The 20,215-nt window shown below is 65.2% G+C and carries 20 protein-coding genes and 1 other RNA gene; 13 read left to right on the top strand and 8 right to left on the bottom strand.

Annotation, left to right across the window (positions count from 1 at the left end):
• Positions 1-487: 487 nt before the first annotated feature.
• From ABQY64_RS19525 to ABQY64_RS19505, 5 genes are all read left to right on the top strand, one after another.
• On the top strand, positions 488-2,986 hold the full coding sequence (locus ABQY64_RS19525) for a ribonucleoside-diphosphate reductase subunit alpha (protein ID WP_228607997.1): 2,499 nt from the start codon (positions 488-490) through the stop codon (positions 2,984-2,986).
• A gap of 184 nt (positions 2,987-3,170) precedes the next feature.
• Positions 3,171-4,214 (top strand): ribonucleotide-diphosphate reductase subunit beta, encoded by a 1,044-nt coding sequence (locus ABQY64_RS19520; protein WP_039521116.1) that lies wholly within the window; start codon positions 3,171-3,173, stop codon positions 4,212-4,214.
• Between the two features lie 201 nt (positions 4,215-4,415).
• Positions 4,416-4,901, top strand: coding sequence for a flavodoxin (locus ABQY64_RS19515; protein WP_039521114.1), 486 nt, complete (start codon positions 4,416-4,418; stop codon positions 4,899-4,901).
• Entirely contained in the window at positions 4,873-5,199 is a 327-nt protein-coding gene (locus ABQY64_RS19510) for a thioredoxin family protein (protein WP_039514063.1), read from the top strand. The genes ABQY64_RS19515 and ABQY64_RS19510 overlap by 29 nt, the downstream gene beginning before the upstream one ends.
• A 380-nt stretch (positions 5,200-5,579) precedes the next feature.
• A complete protein-coding gene (locus tag ABQY64_RS19505) occupies positions 5,580-5,987 on the top strand; it encodes an acyl-CoA thioesterase (protein ID WP_228607995.1) in 408 nt (135 codons plus the stop codon).
• A gap of 6 nt (positions 5,988-5,993) precedes the next feature.
• Here the strand turns inward: ABQY64_RS19505 and ABQY64_RS19500 are convergent, their stop codons facing one another.
• From ABQY64_RS19500 to ABQY64_RS19485, 4 genes are all read right to left on the bottom strand, one after another.
• Complete coding sequence (locus tag ABQY64_RS19500; RefSeq protein WP_016903647.1) at positions 5,994-6,509, bottom strand: hypothetical protein; 516 nt, start codon at positions 6,507-6,509, stop codon at positions 5,994-5,996.
• A gap of 386 nt (positions 6,510-6,895) precedes the next feature.
• Positions 6,896-7,840: a 2-dehydropantoate 2-reductase gene (panE, locus tag ABQY64_RS19495; protein ID WP_349780581.1), complete on the bottom strand. Its 945-nt coding sequence runs from the start codon at positions 7,838-7,840 to the stop codon at positions 6,896-6,898.
• Positions 7,841-7,845: 5 nt separating this feature from the next.
• Positions 7,846-8,649, bottom strand: a complete 804-nt coding sequence (locus ABQY64_RS19490) for an ABC transporter permease (RefSeq protein WP_016903649.1) — start codon at positions 8,647-8,649, stop codon at positions 7,846-7,848.
• Entirely contained in the window at positions 8,646-9,662 is a 1,017-nt protein-coding gene (locus ABQY64_RS19485) for an ABC transporter ATP-binding protein (protein WP_039521112.1), read from the bottom strand. Before ABQY64_RS19485 ends, ABQY64_RS19490 begins: the two co-directional genes overlap by 4 nt.
• A gap of 35 nt (positions 9,663-9,697) precedes the next feature.
• On the opposite strand from ABQY64_RS19485, the gene ABQY64_RS19480 reads away from it, so the two are divergent.
• A complete protein-coding gene (locus ABQY64_RS19480) occupies positions 9,698-10,525 on the top strand; it encodes a ferredoxin--NADP reductase (RefSeq protein ID WP_080716243.1) in 828 nt (275 codons plus the stop codon).
• 260 nt (positions 10,526-10,785) lie between these two features.
• Here the strand turns inward: ABQY64_RS19480 and dmeF are convergent, their stop codons facing one another.
• Positions 10,786-11,817, bottom strand: a complete 1,032-nt coding sequence (dmeF, locus tag ABQY64_RS19475; protein ID WP_349780580.1) for a CDF family Co(II)/Ni(II) efflux transporter DmeF — start codon at positions 11,815-11,817, stop codon at positions 10,786-10,788.
• A 65-nt stretch (positions 11,818-11,882) separates the two neighbouring features.
• Between dmeF and ABQY64_RS19470 the strand changes: the two genes are divergently transcribed.
• Both ABQY64_RS19470 and ABQY64_RS19465 read left to right on the top strand, forming a co-directional pair.
• On the top strand, positions 11,883-12,155 hold the full coding sequence (locus tag ABQY64_RS19470) for a metal/formaldehyde-sensitive transcriptional repressor (protein ID WP_039514053.1): 273 nt from the start codon (positions 11,883-11,885) through the stop codon (positions 12,153-12,155).
• 62 nt (positions 12,156-12,217) lie between these two features.
• A non-coding RNA gene (locus ABQY64_RS19465) (sX9 sRNA) lies at positions 12,218-12,292 on the top strand.
• 282 nt (positions 12,293-12,574) lie between these two features.
• Here ABQY64_RS19465 and ABQY64_RS19460 read toward each other — a convergent pair.
• A complete protein-coding gene (locus ABQY64_RS19460; protein WP_349780579.1) occupies positions 12,575-14,140 on the bottom strand; it encodes a beta-xylosidase in 1,566 nt (521 codons plus the stop codon).
• Between the two features lie 330 nt (positions 14,141-14,470).
• On the opposite strand from ABQY64_RS19460, the gene ABQY64_RS19455 reads away from it, so the two are divergent.
• From ABQY64_RS19455 to ABQY64_RS19435, 5 genes are read left to right on the top strand one after another with little or no spacing between them, the layout of a single operon-like run.
• Complete coding sequence (locus tag ABQY64_RS19455) at positions 14,471-15,058, top strand: hypothetical protein (RefSeq protein ID WP_349780578.1); 588 nt, start codon at positions 14,471-14,473, stop codon at positions 15,056-15,058.
• The gene (locus tag ABQY64_RS19450) at positions 15,055-15,255 is read left to right on the top strand and encodes a helix-turn-helix transcriptional regulator (RefSeq protein ID WP_016903655.1); all 201 of its coding nucleotides are present in this window, start codon (positions 15,055-15,057) and stop codon (positions 15,253-15,255) included. The genes ABQY64_RS19455 and ABQY64_RS19450 overlap by 4 nt, the downstream gene beginning before the upstream one ends.
• 60 nt (positions 15,256-15,315) lie before the next feature.
• Positions 15,316-16,914 (top strand): alpha/beta hydrolase, encoded by a 1,599-nt coding sequence (locus ABQY64_RS19445; protein ID WP_349780577.1) that lies wholly within the window; start codon positions 15,316-15,318, stop codon positions 16,912-16,914.
• A 31-nt stretch (positions 16,915-16,945) separates the two neighbouring features.
• Positions 16,946-17,692 (top strand): ATP-binding cassette domain-containing protein, encoded by a 747-nt coding sequence (locus ABQY64_RS19440; RefSeq protein ID WP_047130043.1) that lies wholly within the window; start codon positions 16,946-16,948, stop codon positions 17,690-17,692.
• Positions 17,689-18,882 carry an ABC transporter permease gene (locus ABQY64_RS19435; protein WP_039512696.1) on the top strand — a complete coding sequence of 398 codons (1,194 nt, stop codon included), beginning with the start codon at positions 17,689-17,691 and terminating at the stop codon, positions 18,880-18,882. The genes ABQY64_RS19440 and ABQY64_RS19435 overlap by 4 nt, the downstream gene beginning before the upstream one ends.
• Here ABQY64_RS19435 and ABQY64_RS19430 read toward each other — a convergent pair.
• Both ABQY64_RS19430 and ABQY64_RS19425 read right to left on the bottom strand, forming a co-directional pair.
• Complete coding sequence (locus ABQY64_RS19430) at positions 18,852-19,019, bottom strand: hypothetical protein (RefSeq protein WP_164741713.1); 168 nt, start codon at positions 19,017-19,019, stop codon at positions 18,852-18,854. The two genes, ABQY64_RS19435 and ABQY64_RS19430, sit on opposite strands and share 31 nt — an antisense overlap.
• Positions 19,020-19,185: 166 nt before the next feature.
• Positions 19,186-20,205, bottom strand: a complete 1,020-nt coding sequence (locus ABQY64_RS19425; protein WP_102584043.1) for an energy transducer TonB — start codon at positions 20,203-20,205, stop codon at positions 19,186-19,188.
• Positions 20,206-20,215: the final 10 nt, after the last annotated feature.

Here is a 20,215-nt window from a genome sequence, read left to right as displayed (position 1 = left end):
TCCAATTGGACGGGTTCGCAGCCTTGCGCCGACCGTTCGTCAGACAGTGCTTTGTGCTGTAAGGGTTTTCGCGATTTTCCTACATTTGGTGTTGACCCCTCCGGGGGACCCCACTATCTTGGGGGAGTCGGTGGTTGGTCGCCCCAAGGCGTCCGGACCAGTGAGAGCATGATTTGCAGCAGGTTGCCAATCAAACGCCTCTCCGCGGCGGCAGCAACGAACGATCACAGCCATCCGGGCGTCGCCTGGAGCGGGCGGCGTGGTCTCGTTGCGCCGCGGTTGTTTCGCCACCGACCACTGCGCGACAGCACACCGCGCGGTGGCGGCCGTGGAATCTCCGGTAAGGAGATGGCTGGTGAAGGCGATGCCGCCGCAGACCGTGGGTCTTGCGTGCTGGTCGTCGCGCACCGCCATCGCTGTCCAGGGAATCCGGATCCGGCCGCAACCCGTCCCCAGCCGGGTTCGTGTGCCTACGCATGGAGGACGCATGACCACCAACGACACCCTTGCCGCGATCGCCGCCGGTACCGCAACACCCACCAGCGTTCCCGCCAGTGTCAGCGCGCCCGGTTGCGGCGCGCCGGAATTGACCGACCCGTCGGACATCGTGCCGCCTCCCCGCCAAGCCATTGCAATGCACGCACAGACCATCGAAGAACAAGCCGTCGCCACCTGGATCACCAAGGAAGCCGGTAACCGCCGGATTCCGTTCGAGCCGGAGCGCCTGGAGCGCGCCATCGACCAGATCCATGCCGAATTCCCGCAGCTGGACGTGGCCGACTACAAGCGCTCGGTGTTCGGCTTCGTCGACCGCAAGGACAGCGTCAACGCTGACGACCTGGTCGACCACCTGATCCGCGAGGCCGAGGCCCGCGTCGATCTGACCACCCCGGAGTGGGAGCACTTTGCCGCGCGCCTATACCTGCGCCGCCTGTACAAGCGCGCCAGCCGCAACCGTTTCTACGACGCCAGCCAGAAGTACGGCTCGTTCGTCGGCCTGCAGGAGAGCCTGGCCGACCGCAATGTCTATTCCAACGACATCCTGCGCCGCTACTCCAAGGACGAGCTGATCGAAGCCGGCAAGATGATCGAGCCCGAGCGCGACAAGCTGTTCGCCTACAACGGCCTGTACCTGCTGGCCACGCGTTACCTGGCCACCGACAACTCGCGCGGCGTGTTCGAGCTGCCGCAGGAGCGTTGGCTGACCATCGCGCTGTACCTGATGCAGGACGAGATCGGCAACGGCAAGGGTAGCCGCGAGCGCCGCATGCAGCTGGTCGGCGAGGCTTACTGGGCGCTGTCCAACCTGTACATGACCGTGGCCACCCCGACCCTGGCAAACGCAGGCAAGGTCGGCGGCCAGCTGTCGAGCTGCTTCATCGATACCGTCGACGACAGCCTGCAGGGCATCTACGACTCCAATACCGACGTGGCGCGCGTGTCCAAGCACGGCGGCGGCGTGGGCGCGTATCTGGGCTATGTGCGTTCGTCCGGGTCGGCGATCCGCGGCGTGTCCAATTCCTCCGGCGGCGTGGTGCCGTGGATCAAGCAGCTCAACAACACTGCGGTGTCGGTGGATCAGCTGGGCCAGCGCAAGGGCGCCATCGCGGTCTACCTGGACATCTTCCACCGCGACATCGAGGCGTTCCTGGATCTCCGGCTGAACAACGGCGACCAGCGTCTGCGCGCGCACGACGTGTTCACCTCGGTGTGCATCCCAGACCTGTTCATGGAAGCGGTCGAGCGTCGCGGCGACTGGTACCTGTTCGATCCGCACGAAGTGAAGCGGATCAAGGGCTGGTACCTGCAGGACTTCTACGACGAGAAGAAGGGCGACGCCAACAGCAGCTTCCGTCGCAAGTACGAGGAAGTGGTTGCCGACGAGCGCATCACCCGCAAGACGGTCAAGGCGATCGAGATCTTCAAGCGGATCATGGTCAGCCAGCTGGAAACGGGCAACCCGTTCATGTTCTATCGCGATGAAGTCAATCGCAAGAACCCGAACAAGCACGAGGGCATGGTCTATTCGTCCAACCTGTGCACCGAGATCCTGCAGAACATGAGCCCGACGCGGATGATGCAGGAGATCATCAGCGGCAATCAGATCGTCACCACCAAGAAGGCCGGCGACTTCGTCGTGTGCAACCTGTCCTCGATCAACCTGGGCCGCGCGATCACCGTGCAGGCAGACCAGGCCGATCTGCTGGGCGCCGACGTGCTGGAGCGCTTGATCCCGATCCAGGTGCGCATGCTCGACAACGTGATCGATCTGAATCAGTTGCCGGTGCCGCAGGCCACCATCACCAACCAGAAGTACCGCGCCATCGGCCTGGGCACCTTCGGCTGGCACCATCTGCTGGCGCAGAAGTCCATCCACTGGAATGCCAAGGAAGCCGAGGACTATAGCGACGAGCTGTACGAGCGCATCAACTATCTGACCGTCCAGGCGAGCATGGAGCTGGCCAAGGAAAAGGGCACCTACAGCGTGTTCCGCGGCAGCGACTGGCACACCGGCGAGTACTTCCGTGCGCGCGACTACAACAGCCCGCAGTGGCTGGAGCTGTCCGCGCAGGTGGCCGTCAACGGCGTGCGCAATGCCTGGATGCTGGCAGTTGCGCCGAACATGAGCACCGCGCAGATCGCCGGTTCCACCGCCTCGATCGACCCGATCTACAGCGCGTTCTACTACGAAGAGAAGAAGGACTTCCGCCGTCCGGTCGCCGCACCTGGCCTGTCGCTGGAAACCTGGCCGTACTACGAAAAGGGCGCCTACAAGGTCGACCAGTTCGCCAGCGTGCGTCAGAACGCGCGTCGCCAGCGGCATATCGACCAGTCGATCAGCTTCAACTTCTACGTGCCCAGCACCATCCGTGCGAGCACCTTGCTGGACCTGCACATGACGGCCTGGCGCGAAGGCCTGAAGACCACGTACTACGTGCGCTCCAACGACATCGACATCAGCGAATGCGAGTGGTGTTCGAGCTAAAGCGCATGCGGTAGCTAAGCGCATTCGCGCTTCGCTTCCACGGTTCGCGTTGCGAACCGTGGACCCTGCTTCACCAGCTCCCACACCCCGCGCCTTCGGCGCGCCCCCTGACTCAGGGGGCTTTCCTCCAGATTGATTTGTTGCGCCGCCGTACGCGCGACGCCTGAAACACGAGTAGAGACCCATGTCCGCAACACCGCTTGAGCGCATCAAGATCCTGGAGCCGCGTCACCCGAACCGCTCCACCGCCATCATCAATGGCGAAACCTCCGGCATCCTCAACTGGAACGACATCCCGTACCCGTCTTTCTATCGGGCCTACAAGGAGCTGTCGACCAACTTCTGGATCCCCGACGAAGTGGACATGAAGGGCGACGCGCGCCAGTACAACGAGCTGTCGGCGCGCGAGAAGAATGCCTACGACTCGATCATCGGCCTGCTGGCCACGCTGGATTCGCCGCAGACGCGCTTCATCTACAACGTCGCCGAATACATCACCGACCCGGCCGCGCACGCCAATGCCGCGATCATCGGCCAGCAGGAAGTGATCCATAACGAGAGCTACAGCTACGTGCTGGCCTCGATCACCGGCCTGGCCGATCAGAACCGCGTGTTCGAGATCGCGCGCACGCATCCAACCATCATCAAGCGCAATGCGCCGATCATGGGCGCCTACGAAGACTTCATGCGCGACAAGACGGCCGAAACGCTGATCCGCGCGCTGATCCAGTCCTCGATCCTGGAAGGCATCAACTTCTATTCCGGCTTTGCGTATTTCTACAATCTGGTCCGCCAGAACCGCATGACCGGCACCGGCAAGATCATCAGCTTCATCAACCGCGACGAGCTGGCCCATTCCAAGTTCATCAGCGAGCTGATTCGCGCCATCATCGGCGAGAACCAGGCGCTGCAGGGCGACCAGCTCACCGATTACGTGCACAAGGCGTTCGAGCACGCGATCGACCTGGAAACGGTGTGGACGGCCGAAGTGCTGGACGGCATCGACGGCATCGACGTGGACGAGATGATCCGCTACGTGAAGTACCGCGCCAACAAGATGGCCGGCATGCTCGGCATCGAGAAGCTGTACGAAGGCGCCAACGACAACGTGATGCCGTGGATCAAGGCCTACGCCGACAACTTCACCGAAACCAAGACCGACTTCTTCGAGATGCGCAATGCCTCGTACAAGAAGACCAATTCGGATAACGGCTTCGACGATCTGTGAGGAGCCGGGATTAGGTATTCGGGATTTGGGATTCGTCGCAGCCGCATCGATGTGCTTTACGAATCATCAAGATCCGGGATTGGAGAGTGGGTAGGCGGGATTTGCAACAGCAACTTGATGTGCTTTGACGAATCTCCACTTCGACTCTCCAATCCCTGCTTTTAAACGAATCCCTAATCACGACTCCCGAATCCCCGCCTCATGAACATCCTGCTCGCACTGGCCTCGTTGAGCGGCAACACGCGCGATGTCGCGCGCAGTGTTGCACTGCGCTGCGAAGCGGCCGGGCATGCGGTGACCTGGGTGGAAACCGATGTGCAGACGCTGGCACAGGTGCCGCATGCGCCGGGGCAGTACGAGCTGTTTCTGCTCGGTAGCTGGACCGACAACGGTGGCCGTACGCCGGCAGAGATGAAACGCTTCATCGTCGAATTGGTCGAAACGCTGGGCAAGCCGCCGCGGGTGGCGGTGTTCGGCACCGGCGAAACGCAGTGGGGCGAGGACTATTTTTGCGGCGCGGTGCATCGCATCGCCCAGTTCTTCGCCAGCCCGTTCCCGCGTTTGACCATCGAACAGATGCCCCACGGCCAGCGCGACGCGCAGGCCATCGCCGCCTGGACCGACGAGGTCCTGGCCCAATGCAAGAACGATCCCCATGATGCAGACCATTACCGTCACGTCGCCTGAGCACTACACCGCCACCCTGGCCGCGCATCCGCGCGCGCTGGTGGATTTCTACAAGGACAACTGCCCCGGCTGCCGCATGCTCGACATGTCGCTGGACAAGTTCGCCAACAGCGATGCCGCCGAAGGTGTGGCCTTGTTGAAGGTCAAGCTGGAAGTGGTGGGCGAGGAGTTCTTCCGCGACCTGGGCCTGCGCCAGACCCCGACCCTGGCGCTGTACCGCGATGGCAGCGAGGTGGCGCGCCTGCCCGGCTTCCAGTCGCCGGCGCAGGTGGAAACCGCGGTCAAGACCAGCCTCTGAGCCACCGTGGCGCGCAGCCGCATGCGCACCTGCGGTTGCCCGTCATCGCATCGAGGCGATGGCTGCCCGCCGCCTTACCCAGTGATGGCGACGCAATCTTGATGCTCCCGTAGGAGCGGCCCCGGCCGCGACCGCCGTCCCGACAAACCCCATCGTGCGCGCGGCGGTTCACGACAGCCACGCCGAATGCCGGCCACCGGCCAACACGCCAACGCCAGCCGCGCGCAAGCGCAACGTAGCGCCTGCGTCGGCAAGATGGCCGCCAATCACCACTGCGCTACGTTCCGGCGTACGCCGCTGCGGCTGACCGCCTATCCTGTTGGTGCCAGGCTGCTGCAATCGCCCTGGCGCGCAGCGACCCCCTTCTCTGGAAACACCTCATGTCAGACAGCCTGCAGACCCAGCCACCGACCGAAGTCCGCATGGCCGAGATCGTGTTCCCCAACCACACCAACCACATGGGCACGCTGTTCGGTGGGCAGGCGCTGGCGTGGATGGACAAGGCCGCCTTCCTGGCCGCCTCGCGCTATGCGCGCCGTGCGGTGGTGACCGCGCGCTCGGACCAGGTGGATTTCAAGCTGCCGATCCGCCAGGGCCAGATGGTGGAAACCATCGCGCGGGTGGTGTCGGTGGGGCGCAGTTCGATCAAGGTGGAAGTGGAACTGATCGCCGAAGACCTGCTCAGCGGCGCACGCGAGCTGTGTACCCGCGGCCACTTCGTGATGATCGCGCTCGGCGACAACGGCAAGCCGACCACGGTGCCGCCGCTGCCTGCCGTCAGCAGCTGACGGCGCTTATTCCTCGACCTCGCGGTCCTCGCGCTTGGTTTCCGCCATCGCCTCGGGCTCCAGCTCTTCGGCGCTGCGATTGAGTTTGACGAATACGCCCCAGGCGATCAGCAACAGCGCCGCGCACAGGCCCACCGCCGCCGCATACGGCAGCTTGGCCGGGTCGTCGTGCATCAGCTCGAAGATCGACACCAGTGTCTCGATCGCCAGCGCAATCACGATTACCACGAAGAACCGCGACAGGTAGCGGCGCACGCGCGTGGGGCCGCTGACCTTGACGTCGCGCAGGATCTCTTCCTCGAAGATGGTCTGGCCCAGTTCCAGCGTCACCAGCGCCACGGTGAGCAGGCCGATCGCCTCCAGCACCACGTTGAAGCGGTCGCGCACCACCATGTCGCCGCCCGGGGTAAAGCCATGCCACAGCTCCAGCCCGGCCATCGCCACCAGACCCGCCGCGCACAGCACAAAAAATGCCAGGATCACGAAGTGACCGGCACGGAACAGGTGGCTGAGCAGTTTCATCGGCGGCGACACGGGCGAGGGGATGCAGAGCATCGTGCGCACCGCGTCGTGATGGCGCGAAGGCAATGGCAACGTCGACGTCGATGGCATCGCGCTGCGGAGGTATCGCGTGAGGTGTGTCGACGCCTCGCGCCAATGCAACGCATGCGCCTGATCGAAGCAGGCATCAGGAGTCAGCTTCTTTCCGAAGACCGCTTCAACGATCAGCGCCGAAAGGGCGCCAATCAGCCGCGACACGCGTGGAGGTGCCAGAGAGGCGGACGGCGCTACACGAAAAGCCGTCCGCTCCACGTCACAGCCCTTCCCCCGCCGGGGAAGGTGCCCGCAGGGCGGATGGGGGTACGGTGCACCCGCAGCCCAACAACCGCCCGCACACCCCAACACCCTCAGCTATGCCGCAACACCTGATACGCCTGCAGATGCACATTGGCCGCCATCAGCAGCGGCGCGTTGCGCCCTGTCTCGCGCACCCGCTTCAACATGTCGCCGACGATCTGCGCCGCTTCCACGTCCTGGCCGGCTTCCAGATCGCGCAGCATCGAGGCCTTCAGCGGCGAATCCACCTGCAACAAGGTCTGCAGCGCCTTGGCGCGCGCAGCTTCCGGAATCGGCTGCCCGGCCGCATCGGCGGCCCACAGGCACTCGTTGTACAAACCGTTGATCAACGCACGGCCGTCGTCGGTGGCGACGATCGCCCCGACCGGTGCACGCATCAGGCAGGTCGCAGCGGCCAGCGCGGTGAGGAAGCTGTACTTGATCCACTGCTCCTGCGCGATCTGCTCGCTGGCCACATGATCGATGCCGGCCTGCGCGCAGGCCGCCGCAAACGCCTGCACGCGTGCCGATGCGCCGTTGCCATCGCGCTCGCCGAAGGTCATCGCCGCCGGCTTGCCCAGGTGCAGGATCTCACCGTGCTCGCCCTTGGTCGCGCTGATGAAGCACAGCCCAGCCAGCACGCGTGCGGCACCGAAACGCTCGTCCAGCGCCGCGTAATGGCGCAGGCCGTTGAGGATCGGCAGCACCGTCGTGTGCTCGCCCACCGCCGGCGCAATCGCCTCGATCGCGCTATCCAGGTCGTAGGCCTTGCAGCTGAGGATCACCAGATCGAACGGCCGCTGCGCCACCAGGGCCGGCAAGTCCTGCGCGGTGACATGCGCCACCGGCAGATCCGCATCGCCCAATGGACTGCGAATGCGCAGGCCATCGGCCTGCAGCTGCGCAGCCCGTGCATCGCGCACCAGAAAGGTCACATCGACACCGGCCTGCGCCAGGCGTCCACCGAAATAACCGCCGGTGCCGCCGGCACCGAGGATGAGGATACGCATCGCCATCGTCATCAGCTCCGCAAACCCACGCCACGGCGCAGCAGCCACAGCGCCAGCGCGCTGAGCACCGCGACAAAGCCCAGCATCAGCGCATAGGCGACCCAGATCGGCACGTCGGAGCTGCCGAGCAGGCCATAGCGGAACGCATTGACCATGTAGAAGATCGGGTTGGCGTGGGTGGCCGCTTCGGCCCATGGCGGCAGCAGCTTCACCGAGTAGAACACGCCGCCCAGATAGGTCAGCGGGGTCAGGATGAAGGTCGGCACGATCGCCACGTCGTCGAACTTCTTGGCGTACACCGCATTGACGAAGCCGGCCAGCGAGAAGATGGTCGCGCCCAGCAGCACCGTGGTCAGCGTGACCAGCGGGTGCGGGATGCGCACCGGGGTGAAGAACATCGCGATGATCAGCACCAGCGCGCCGACCATCACTCCGCGCAGCACTGCGCCGGAGACGTAGCCCCACAGGATCACCCAGTTGGGCATCGGGCTGACCAGCAGCTCCTCCACATGCCGGCCGAACTTGGCGCCGAAGAAGCTGGAGGAAATGTTGCCGTAGCTGTTCTGGATCACGCTCATCATCACCAGGCCCGGCACGATGAACTGCATGTACGAGTAGCCACCCATGTCGCCCACGCGCGAGCCGATCAGCCCGCCGAAGATCAGGAAGTACAGCGTCATGGTGATGGCCGGCGGCACCAGGGTCTGGCCCCAGATGCGCAGGATGCGCTGCACTTCGCGGCGCACGATGGTGCCCAGCGCAATCCAGTTGCGGCGCGCGTTGGTGGGTTCGGTCACGGTGCGGATCTCGTTCATGGCTGGCCTCCGCTGCGCGGCTGCGCTGGCGGTGTGCCGTTGGGGGCGACAGGCGTGGGGGCGGTGGCCGGTACCGGGGCGTCACCGGTCAGGCGCACGAACAGCTCTTCCAGCCGGTTGCTCTTGGTGCGCATCGAGCGCACCCGGATGCCGGCGCTGCCGAGCGTGGCGAACACGCGGTTGAGATCCATCGCGCGCGGCATGTCCAGGTCCAGCGTGTGGCCATCGATGGCGGTGAGCGTGGTGCCTTCGATCACCGGCAGTTCGGCCGGCAGGTCGCCGTCTATATCGAACAGGAAGCCTTCCACGTCGAGCTTGGCCAGCAGTTCGCGCATCGGCCCCTGGGTGACGATCTGGCCGTGGTTGATGATGGCCAGGTTGCGGCACAGGTGCTCGGCTTCTTCCAGGTAGTGCGTGGTCAGGATGATGGTGGTGCCGGCGGCGTTGATCTCCTTGAGCACGCGCCACATGTCGCGGCGGATCTCGATGTCCACGCCGGCGGTGGGCTCGTCCAGGATCAGCAACCGCGGCTGGGTCATCATGGCGCGGGCGATCATCAGCCGGCGCTTCATGCCGCCGGACAGCGTGCGGCTCATCACCTGGGCCTTTTCCCACAGGTGCGAGCGGCGCAGCTCCGCTTCGGCCAGGCGCTCGGCCTCGGCGCGCGGCATGCCGTAGAAACCGGCGTAGTTGACCAGGATGTCGAAGGGTTTTTCGAACAGGTTGAAGTTGACCTCCTGCGGGACCAGCCCGATCAGGCGCATCGCATCGCTGCGTTGGCCGACCAGGTCGGTGCCGAACACTTCCACCTGGCCGGCGGACAGGTTCACCAGCGAGCTGATGATGCCGATCAGGGTGGATTTGCCGGCGCCGTTGGGGCCGAGCAGGGCGAAGAAATCGCCTGGCGCCACGTCCAGCGAGACGCCCTTGAGCGCCTGGGTGCCGTTGTCGTAGGTCTTGCGCAGATCGCACACACGCAGCGCGGGTGCGGTGATCGGAGATGGAGAATTCAAGATGTTCCTTCGCGTCAGCGTGACGGCGCAGCGAGTTGCAGGCCGTTATTATAGAAGCCCGCGGGGGCAAGCCCCGATCACAGACTGTCCCAAATACGTTCGTGCCCGTTCAATTCCCCCTCAAGCTTGTCGACCGGCGCATGATTGCGCCCACCGTGGCCCACTGCCAGTTCCTGCGTGACGACGGGCAGCCGCTGGATTTCCAGCCCGGGCAGTTCATCCAGATCCATTTCGATGCCGCCGACGGTACGCCGACCAAGCGCAGCTATTCGCTGGCGACCATTCACGACCATGCGCTCGGACCGGGCGAGGCGGTGGATATCGCGGTGAGCTTCGTGCCCGGCGGCTCGGCCACCGCGCTGTTCGAAGGCCTGCAGATCGGCGACCAGTTGCAGGCCAGCGGCCCCTACGGGCGCTTCTGCCTGCCGCCGGGCGACCACAACCAGCGCTATGTGCTGATCGCCACCGGTACCGGCGTCACCCCGTACCGCTCGATGCTGCCGCTGCTGGCCGAGGCGATCGCCACCCGCGGCGTGCAGGTGCTGCTGCTGCAAGGAGCACGCACGCCGGCCGAGCTGTTGTACGGCGACGACTTCCGCGCGTTTGCCGATGCACATCCGTCGTTCCGCTACGTGCCGTGCTTCTCGCGCGAGCTGCCCGAGCAGCCGCATGCCGATGTGCGGCACGGTTACGTGCAGCAGCAGCTAGCCGAGTTCGCGCCCGATGCGCAAGGCGATATTGCCTACCTGTGCGGCAACCCGGATATGGTGGACAGCTGCATCGAGGCCCTGAAGGCAGCCGGCCTGCCGAACGCGCAGATCCGCCGCGAGAAATACGTCAGCCCGGCTCCGGCAAAAACCTGAGCCAGTTGCACGGTGCCGGGCTGGCTTGCTCGGCACCCGCCGATCGCGCCCGGTGCGCGGGTCCCGACGCGTTCAAGGCTGCTCGACAGCATTGCGATGCTGTCCCGGTTATCCCTCCCGCCCACTGTGCGCTGCTGCAGTCGCATCCTGTGCTCCGGCGCGCGGTGCAACTGGAGCCACTGCTGCTCGGGCTGGCATTCTCGCTGACCGATTCCGCGCTCACTACTGCAGGGCGCCGAATGCAGCGCGCCGCCGAATCGTCAGGCCGCAGCCCGCGCCGCTGGCGGGCGCTGCAACTCGACGGTGATGTGCACCAGTTCTTCGTGGATCTGCAAGGCGGCGCGGACCAGGTCCGCATCGATGTCGGCCGCAGTGACCAGACTGACGATGCAGGCATAACGATCGCCACCCACGCGCCAGACATGCAGGTCGCCGATGTCGATGGCATGCGGCAGCTCGGCGATGACCTGCTTCACTTCTTCCACCACCGGTGCATCCATCTCCGCATCCAGCAGCACGCGGCCGGTACTGCGCAGCAGTCCCCATGCCCACACGGTGACCAGCACCGCGCCGACGATGCCCATGATCGGATCCAGCCAGGTCACGCCCCAGTACATGCCGGCAAGCAGCGCGACGATCGCCAGGACCGAGGTCGCCGCATCGGCCACCACGTGCAGATACGCGGCACGCAGATTGAGATCGGCATGAGCATCATGATGACCATGACCATGACCATGACCATGACCATGACCATGACCATGACCATGACCATGACCATGACCATGACTGTCATGCACGTGGGCGTGACCGTGGTGATGGTCATGGTCATGGCCATGCGAGTCGCGCAACCACCAGGCGCAGATCAGGTTGACCAGCAGGCCGATGACGGCGATGACGGTGGCTTCCTGGTACTGGATGGGCTTGGGCGAGAACAACCGTTCCAGCGACTGGAACGCCATCAGGCCGGCCACGCCCAACAGCAGGATCGCGCTGGTATAGCCCCCGAGCACTTCGACCTTCCAGGTGCCGAAGCTGAAACGCAGGTCGTTGGCATTGCGCCGCGCGAAGCGGTAGGCGAACAGTGCCAGCCCCAGCGCCAGTGCGTGCGAGCTCATATGCCAGCCATCGGCGAGCAAGGCCATGGAATTGAGCGTCCAGCCGCCGACGATCTCCACCACCATCATGACCACGGTCAGGATGACGGCCTTGCGGGTGCTGCGCTCGGCAAGCGGGTTGGCGCTGGCGAATGTGTGCGACTGCGCGCAGTGCGGCGCGGCGTGCGTGATCGACATCGGAAGGGGCTCTGGCTACGATACCCCCCTATGGTATCTGAGATACCCCCAGGGGGTATACGGCAATGGCACATCTGAATCAGGACAAATCCAAACTGCTCGCCCGCGTGCGCAGGATCCGTGGGCAAGTGGAGGGGCTGGAGAAAGCCCTGGCGCAGGACGTGGACTGCACCGCCTTGCTGACGCAGGTGGCGGCGTTTCGTGGCGCGGCGCAGGGCTTGATGGTCGAGCTGCTCAGCGAGCACTTGAAGCATCACGTCGCGGCACCGGAGGCGTTGGGCGAGCGCGAACTGGCGGTCGACGACATCACTGCCATTCTCAAGACCTATCTCAAGTAAGAGCGGCCATCAAAACGACTGAGCTCACCGTCAGGTGGGCGCGGCCGGTGCCCGGAACCGGCATGACTACTCATGCACTGCAGCTCATCCGCGCCGTCTGCTCTCACCTGACCACTGCGCGTTACGTTTTGTTTGCCGCTTCAAGTCCTGTAAATCGGGTCGATGCGATCACGCCGATTCGCTTTTCACCTTGTGCGCTGCGCGGACTGAGTGACGGTCCAGCGCGCTGGACCTTGATGATGTCGTGCCTTTAGTGTCCTGCGGCGATGCGCGCGACATGCCGCAGCGCACGCATGACGCACCCGATGTCGCGAACGATGCACGGTCGGGACGTCGCGCCGAACTGCGCGCATCGCTGCGCGCACGCAATCCATACACAACGCCTCGCCTGATTGCAGGCGCAATGGCGTACCGGGCGCTCAGCGCGCCGATGGCTCCAGCGTCATCAGCACCACATCGTTGCTGCGCATCGGCACGTGGATCTCCACCACGCCATCGGCGCCGACGCGCACGCGCCGGTCCTGCTCGGGCGTGTCGCGCGTGGCCTGCTGCAACTGCGCCAGCTGCCGCGGCGCCAGATCCTTGGGCATGCCCATGTCGATGTACAGCGATAGCGGATCGTTGCGCCGGTAGCCGGTCTTGCGCACCTGCAGCCGGTAGTTGCCGGCCGGCACGTGCGCCAGGCGGAATACCAGCGGTGCGCTGTCGGTGCTCGGCACCTGTTTGGTATAGAACGGGGTATTGCTCACCGCCTGCACCGGCTGCTGCCAATCCCAGGCCAGCGCGGCGATACGCTGGCCATCCACCGCCGCAAATGCGTGCGCATCGCGCAGTGGAATATCGCGGCCCTTGAGCGCGTTCAAGTATTTATAGGCAAACCACGCCGGCTTGCGTATGCCCTCGCGATTCATTAGCCCGAAGCCGCCGTGGAAGGGCGTGGGCGGCGGGCCGGGTTCTTCGAACAGATCGGTGTAGGTCCAGTAACTCATGCCCTGCACCAGGCCTTGCACCTGCTTGAGCTTGGTCAGGATGTAAGGCGCGTTGATGTAGCTGTCGTGGACGAAATCGCGCGGCGTGTAGCTGCTGCTCCACTCGGTGAAATACAGCGGCAGATCCGGAAACGGCGAGGCCTGGATCTGTGCACGCACGCGGCGCACATCGCCGACGATGGCATCCGGCGATGCCGACAGCTTGACGTCCTGCTTGCCGTCCTCATCGAGAAAGCCGCCGTCCACGCCATAGGTATGCGTGGTGACGAAGTCGATCGGCAGTTTGTGCTTGGCAACGAAGGCCAGCAGTTCCGGCACCCAGTCCGCACCGGCGGTGGAGGGGCCACCGACGCGCAGCTGCGGATCGATCGCCTTGATCGTGCGCGCGGTGTTCGCATACAGGTCGAAGTAGGCCTGCTGGTCGGCGTTCTCCCAGAAATCCTTGAGGTTGGGCTCGTTCCACACCTCGAAGTACCACTGCCGCACCTCGTCGGCACCGTAGCGCGCACGGATGTGGCGCACGTACGCATCGATCAGCTGCGTCCACTTGGCCGGGTCCGGATGCGAGGTATTGCCCTTCCAGTAGAAGAGCGTCTGCTCGGAGGTCTTCATCGCGCCAGGCGTAAAGCCCAACTCGACGAATGGACGGATGCGTTTGGCCAACAGCGCATCGTAGAGCTGATCCAGTTTGGTCCAGTCGTAGACGAGCGTGCCGTCGACGTCTTTCACCGTGCCGAGCACGTCATGGAACACGTCGTGGAAACGGATATAGCGAAACCCCAGCTCCTGCACCGCCGGAACCAGTTGCGCCTGGCTGTCGCTGCGGATCAAGGTGCCGGGAAAGTCCGAGCCGATCGACAGATCGTAGAACCGGTCGACCGGCGCAGCGGCGCTGGCCAGATCCAGTTCGATCGTGCGAGGCGCGGCGGCCTGCGCCATGGCAGAGCTCGCCATGCAGCCGCTCAGTGCAATTGCCCACCAGATCTTCAGACGCATCACCGCTCCCGCCAATGTTCGATCGCGGAGCGTAACCCAGCTCCGGCCCGGTGCTGCGGACCCGGGGTGCTTGCGTCTTCCTGCTACCCGCGTTGCGTGGCGATGGGCAGGGATTGCACGCGGTCGAATGTGTAAAGGGTGCTTGACAGTCGGACGTGTCGGGCGCATCGTGCCTGTCAAGTTGACTTGACAGGCGAAGGGAATGCGTCAGCAGCATCGGCAATGGGAGTGCACACCGGCGTGGTCGGCGCAGCGGCCGCTGCGCGGCAATGCCGGGATGGGAGGCACTGGCCTGCCAATGCGTCCATCGGCGCGCCCGAGGCCACGCGCATGAGCCGCTGCAAACGCAATGCGCTACTGGCGCTCGGTCTGGGAGCCGGCCTGCTCGCCGTCAGCGCGCTTGGTCGCTGGCAGCTGCTGCCGATGAGTGCCCACCTTGCCGGGCTCTGTGCCGGCATGGGCGTGTCCTGCCTGGTGCTGTCGCTGCTGCTCTTGCTGTCGCGCGGTAGCCTGCGCGACAGCACACGGCCGGCATTGGCGCGGCGCTATTACCGCGAATTCGGCGTGCCGATGGGTTTGTATGTGGTGGTGATGCTGATCTGGAGATACTTGCTTGCGCATGTGGATCCGAGCTGGGCGCGCGTGCTGATCGCCTTGTTGCCGGCCGTGCTGGTCGCCCTGGTGATCCGCGCAGTGGCGCGCTACGTGCGCGACTCGGACGAAATGCAGCGGCGCATCGAACTGGAGTCGATCGCCATTGCCGCCGGCCTGGTCAGCGGCGCGTATATGACCGGCGGGTTCCTGCAGGCCGCCGAGCTGATCGACATCCCCGCGACGGTGGCGATGTTGTGGGTATTTCCGATGTTGTGCGCCATCTACGGCGTCACCAAAAGCATCAATGCCCGACGGTTCGAATGAATAGCCGGGTGCGCGAATTGCGCGAGGCCAGCGGCTGGTCGCAAGGCGAGTTGGGCGAGCGACTGGGCGTATCGCGGCAGACCATCAATGCGCTGGAGACCGGCAAGTACGATCCCAGTCTGCCGTTGGCGTTTCGCATCGCGCGTCTGTTCGGGGAATCGATCGAGCACGTCTTTCTTTATGAAGACGGGCAGTAGCCGCACCGGTCACGCCCGACCGGATGCGGCGTCAGGGGACAGGAACTATCAGGAGAGATGGTGAACATGGTGAAGCAACCCACACTGGTGGCGGCGCTGCTGATCGCATTGCTGGCAACCGGATGCCAGCCTGCTGACAAATCGGCTGAAAACGCAGTTGCCGCGCCCAAGGCGGGCGCAGCCACGCCCGGCACCGCGCAGCCGCAGGCGGCCAAGCCGCAGACCGGCACCGCCGCAGGCACTCGCTACGGCACGCTGCAATTTGCACCGTGCACGCTGAGTTCCGGCAGCGTGGCCGGCAATATCGAGGCGCAATGCGCCAGCCTGCGCGTGCCGGAAAACCCGGCCGCGCCGACCGGGCGCAGCATCGATCTGAAGATCGCCTGGCTGGAAAGCGATGCCGGCGCCGGCAGCACGCCGGATCCGGTGTTCTTCATCGCCGGCGGGCCGGGGCAATCGGCCACCCAGGTCGCCGCGATCGTGGACATGGGGCTGCATGAAGTCCGCAAGCGGCGCGACATCTTCCTGGTCGACCAGCGCGGCGCCGGCGGTTCGCATCCGCTTGCGTGCCGCGATGCCGCCGGCAAGCCGCTCGTACTGGAAAACAGCAGCGCCGCCACCGCCGAGCAATTGACCGATTACGCACGCCAATGTGCACAAGGGCTACGCAACGATGCCGATCCGCGCTATTTCACCACCAGCGAGGCGATTGGCGATCTGGATGCGGTGCGCGCCGCACTGGGCGTGCAGACGCTCAACCTGATTGGCGGCTCCTACGGTACCCGGGTCGCACAGCACTATGCGGTGCGCTATCCGCAACACACACGCACGCTGGTGATCGATGGCGTGGCGCCAAACGATCTGGTGATCGGCGGCGAGTTCGCGCGCACGTTCGAAGATGCGATCGCGTTGCAGGCCACCCAATGCCGCAAGGACGCGGCATGCGCCAAACGCTTTCCGGTGGACACGCGCACGCAGCTACGGCAGGTGGTGGAGCGCTTGCGTCAGGCGCCGGTTGCGGTGGATTACCGCGACCCGCGCACCGGTGAACTGCACCACGAGCAGGTGACGGCCGATACCGTGGTCGGCCTGGCGTTCGGGTTTTCGTATGTACCGCAAACCGCCTCGTTGTTGCCGCTGGTGCTGGACGAGGCGGCGGCAGGGCGTTACGCCTCGCTGATGGCGTTGGCGCAGATGAGCGCCTCGGACATGTCCGACCAGATGAATCGCCCGATGCAATGGTCGGTGCTGTGCAGCGAAGACGCCGGCCGCTACACGCCGCCATCCGGCAAGGACGACACCTTGCTGGGAGCGGAGGTCGCGCAGATGTTCTTTGCGCCCTGCAAGGCCTGGCCGACCAAGCCGACCCCGGCTGCCGACGCCGCACCGTTCAAATCCAACCTGCCGGTGTTGTTGCTGTCGGGCGAGCTGGACCCGGTGACGCCGCCGCGCTATGCCGAGCGTGTGCTGCAGGGCCTGCCCAATGGCCGTCACCTGGTGGCGCCGGGGCAGGGCCACGGGGTGTTTCGACTGGGCTGCATGCCCAAGGTGCTGGGCCAGTTCCTGCAGACCGCCAATGCCAAGGCACTGGATGCGCAGTGCGTGGCCAGCCTCAACAATGTGCCCGCGTTTACCTCGTTCAACGGATGGGAACCATGAGCCGCACCGACCACGCCACGGAGGCGCACGCATGATCGTCGTCGACAACCTGCACAAATCGTTCAAGACCAAGACCGGCCTGGTGAAGGCGGTCGATGGGGTCAGTTTCAGTGCTGCCGACGGCCAGATCACCGGCCTGCTCGGCCCCAACGGTGCCGGCAAGACCACCACCTTGCGCATGCTCTACACGCTGATGTCGCCCGACCAGGGCAGCGTCATGGTGGACGGTGTGGATGCCGCCCGCGACCCGGTGGCGGTGCGCCGCGCGCTGGGCGTGTTGCCGGATGCGCGCGGAGTCTACAAGCGGCTGACCGCGCGCGAGAACATCGCCTATTTCGGTGAGCTGCATGGCCTGTCGCGTGCTCAGATCGCCGAGCGCACGCGCCTGCTGTCGGCCGCGCTGGACATGGATGACATCCTCGACCGTCAGACCGAAGGCTTCAGCCAGGGCCAGCGCACCAAGACCGCAATTGCACGCGCGCTGGTGCACGACCCGCGCAACGTCATCCTGGACGAGCCCACCAACGGGCTGGATGTGATGACCACGCGCGCCATGCGTGGCTTCCTGCAGCAACTGCGTGCCGAGGGGCGTTGCGTGATCTTTTCCAGCCACATCATGCAGGAGGTGGCGGCGCTGTGCGATCGCATCGTCATCGTCGCCAAGGGCACGGTGGTGGCCTGCGGCAGCGCCGACGAACTGCGCGCCAGCACCGGCGAAGACAATCTGGAAGACGCCTTCGTCAAGGCGATCGGCTCGGACGAGGGACTGCACGCATGAGCACCACATCGTTGTTGTCCACGCTATGGACGGTGCTGCGCAAGGAATTGCGCGACATCGGCCGCGATCGCCGTACGCTCGCACTGGCCTTGCTGCTGTCGCCATTGCTGTATCCGGTGCTGATCCTGGGCATGGGCGCATTGAGCGAAAGCCGCGTGCGTACGCAGATCGACAAGCCGTTGGAGATCCCCATGCTCGGCCGCGAGAACGCGCCCAATCTGGTGCGGTTCCTGGCCGCGCAGGGGCTCAATGCGGTCGATGCGCCGGCCGATCTGACCGCCGCGATCCGCAATCAGGATGTGGATGTGGCATTGCGCATCAGCGACAGCTACGCCGACGATTGGCGCGCCGGGCGCCCGGCGCTGGTGGAGGTGATCAAGGACAGCACGCGGCGCGAAGCCGACGTGCCGAGCCTGCGCCTGCAGGCTGCGCTCAGCAGCTATAGCCAGCAGGTGGGTGCACTGCGCCTGCTGGCGCGCGGCATCGATGCACAGGTGGGCAGGCCGTTGGAAATCGCCGCGCAGGATCTGGCCACCGCCGACGCCAAGCGCGGGCAGATGATGGCGATGCTGCTGCCGGTGCTGCTGGTGATCACCTCGTTCCTGGGTGGCGCCTCGCTGATCCTGGATGCCACTGCCGGCGAGCGCGAACGCCAGTCGCTGGAACCCTTGCTGGCCACCCCGGCGCCGCGCAGCGCGATCGTCAGCGGCAAGATCGCCGCCGCCTGCGTGATCGGCATGGTGTCGCTGTTGCTGACCTTGCTGGCCTTCAAGTTGAGTGCGCAGCTGTCCACCTCGAACCTGGGCCGCCAGCTCAACGTCGGCTTCGTGCCGATGCTGCAGATGCTGTTCATCCTGGTGCCGATGCTTTTTATCGGCACCTCGCTGCTGACCTATCTGGCCGCTGCCGCCAAGAGCATGAAGGAAGCGCAGGCGCACATGACCTGGCTGTTGCTGCTGCCGATGCTGCCGGGCTATGCGCTGATGGCGTATCCGTTGAAGACGCAGCTCTGGCATTTCGCGGTGCCGTTTCTGGCGCAGAACCAGATGCTGCTCAAGGTGATCCGCCACGAGCAGATCAACGCGCAGACCTGGGCGGTGTATCTGCTGGCGGGATTCGGTGTGGCCGCGGTGCTGTGGTACGCGGCAGTGCGGCGCTATCACCAGGAGCGGTTGGCGATTTCCGGTTGATGCACCTTCTCGCATTGGGAGAAGGTGGCGCGTAGCGCCGGATGAGGGTGCGGATCACCAGCAAACAAAAAGCCCGCATCGTTGCGGGCTTTTTGTTTGGCGCCGGACATTCGCCGGGAGTGCAGTGCATCGATCATCGGTAGCCATCAGCCATCAGCCATCAGCCATCAGCCATCAGCCATTAGCCAGCAATCAACAAACGATCGACCAATCAGGCGATCAACAACCAAGCGATCAAGCGATCAACCAACCAACTCACTCACTCAACCGCATGCAGAACGACTCGATCGCCCAACGCCCCACTCAACCGCCCGGGTTGAACGACAGCGTGCGCCGCGTGGTCACCGGGGCGGCCACCGGTTCGAAGCGCCAGCGCTTGACCGCATTGAGCGCTTCGCGGTCGAACACGCGCGGCGGAGTGGCGCGCAGCACGCGCGAGGCGGTGATCGAGCCGTCGGTGCCGACGGTGATCTCCACCAGCACTTCGCCGGAGGTACCGGCGCGCAGCGCTTCGGGCGGGTAACGCGGTGCCGGGGTGCTGATCGGGCGCAGCGACTGCGCGGCCGGTGCAGCCGCGGCAGTCGCCGGGGCCGGGCGCGGGGCGGCCTGGGTCGGAGCAGGCGTGGGGGTCTCGGCCTGACGGCGCGCGGCGGCCTGGCGTTCGGCCTCGGCGCTCTGCTGACGGGCGGCTTCCTGTTGCGCGGCGATCTGCTGCGCAGCGGCCGCCTCGCGGGTCTGCTGCTCGGCCAGACGCTTCTGCTCAGCGGCCTGCTTGGCCTTGTCTTCGACCAGCTTCTTGGCCTGCTCGGCATCCTGCTCGGAGCGGCTGGCGGCGGTCTTCATGCCGGTTTCCAGGCCGCTCTTCAGGCGCGGCAGTGCCGGTGCCTTGGGGTCGACCTTTTCGATCAACGCGATCAGGCGCTGCGCTTCGGGGAATTCTTCGCGGCTGATGCCCTGTTCGGCGGCGATCAGCGTGTACGGCAGCAGATCGGTCAGCGCACTGTTGACGGTGGCGTCCTGCGGCTGCTTTTCACGCAAGGCCAGGTAGTACTCCACCGCGTTGTCGCCGGCTGGGGCGTACATGCGATTGTCCTGCAAGGCCTTGGTGGCCGATGCGCGCAACTGGTCGGCGGCCATCGATTGCACCTGCGGCGACACTGCGGTGGCCGGCGTCGGCGCGGCGGCCGGTGCCGCAGGCGTGGCGCCGGTGGCAGGCGCGGTGGTGGCGGCCTTGTCGTCCTGCTTGGAACAGGCGGCCAGGCCGACCAACAAAATGACCGGCGCGATCCGGCGTGCCATACGGCCCTGTGTCAGATCCAACATGCGTCCCCCT

The sequence above is a fragment of the Xanthomonas sp. WHRI 7065 genome, from assembly GCF_040203115.2.
Classification (GTDB): domain Bacteria; phylum Pseudomonadota; class Gammaproteobacteria; order Xanthomonadales; family Xanthomonadaceae; genus Xanthomonas; species Xanthomonas arboricola.
This window is presented reverse-complemented; position numbering and strand designations above follow the sequence as displayed.

What these genes read in the sequence shown, in the direction of transcription:
- ABQY64_RS19525 (WP_228607997.1), top strand. Translation starts at nt 488, where the DNA reads ATGACCACCAACGACACCCTTGCCGCGATCGCCGCCGGTACCGCAACA.
- ABQY64_RS19520 (WP_039521116.1), top strand. Translation starts at nt 3,171, where the DNA reads ATGTCCGCAACACCGCTTGAGCGCATCAAGATCCTGGAGCCGCGTCAC.
- ABQY64_RS19515 (WP_039521114.1), top strand. Translation starts at nt 4,416, where the DNA reads ATGAACATCCTGCTCGCACTGGCCTCGTTGAGCGGCAACACGCGCGAT.
- ABQY64_RS19510 (WP_039514063.1), top strand. Translation starts at nt 4,873, where the DNA reads ATGCAGACCATTACCGTCACGTCGCCTGAGCACTACACCGCCACCCTG.
- ABQY64_RS19505 (WP_228607995.1), top strand. Translation starts at nt 5,580, where the DNA reads ATGTCAGACAGCCTGCAGACCCAGCCACCGACCGAAGTCCGCATGGCC.
- ABQY64_RS19500 (WP_016903647.1), bottom strand. Translation starts at nt 6,509, where the DNA reads ATGAAACTGCTCAGCCACCTGTTCCGTGCCGGTCACTTCGTGATCCTG.
- panE (WP_349780581.1), bottom strand. Translation starts at nt 7,840, where the DNA reads ATGGCGATGCGTATCCTCATCCTCGGTGCCGGCGGCACCGGCGGTTAT.
- ABQY64_RS19490 (WP_016903649.1), bottom strand. Translation starts at nt 8,649, where the DNA reads ATGAACGAGATCCGCACCGTGACCGAACCCACCAACGCGCGCCGCAAC.
- dmeF (WP_349780580.1), bottom strand. Translation starts at nt 11,817, where the DNA reads ATGTCGATCACGCACGCCGCGCCGCACTGCGCGCAGTCGCACACATTC.
- ABQY64_RS19470 (WP_039514053.1), top strand. Translation starts at nt 11,883, where the DNA reads ATGGCACATCTGAATCAGGACAAATCCAAACTGCTCGCCCGCGTGCGC.
- ABQY64_RS19460 (WP_349780579.1), bottom strand. Translation starts at nt 14,140, where the DNA reads ATGCGTCTGAAGATCTGGTGGGCAATTGCACTGAGCGGCTGCATGGCG.
- ABQY64_RS19455 (WP_349780578.1), top strand. Translation starts at nt 14,471, where the DNA reads ATGAGCCGCTGCAAACGCAATGCGCTACTGGCGCTCGGTCTGGGAGCC.
- ABQY64_RS19450 (WP_016903655.1), top strand. Translation starts at nt 15,055, where the DNA reads ATGAATAGCCGGGTGCGCGAATTGCGCGAGGCCAGCGGCTGGTCGCAA.
- ABQY64_RS19440 (WP_047130043.1), top strand. Translation starts at nt 16,946, where the DNA reads ATGATCGTCGTCGACAACCTGCACAAATCGTTCAAGACCAAGACCGGC.
- ABQY64_RS19435 (WP_039512696.1), top strand. Translation starts at nt 17,689, where the DNA reads ATGAGCACCACATCGTTGTTGTCCACGCTATGGACGGTGCTGCGCAAG.
- ABQY64_RS19430 (WP_164741713.1), bottom strand. Translation starts at nt 19,019, where the DNA reads ATGATCGATGCACTGCACTCCCGGCGAATGTCCGGCGCCAAACAAAAA.
- ABQY64_RS19425 (WP_102584043.1), bottom strand. Translation starts at nt 20,205, where the DNA reads ATGTTGGATCTGACACAGGGCCGTATGGCACGCCGGATCGCGCCGGTC.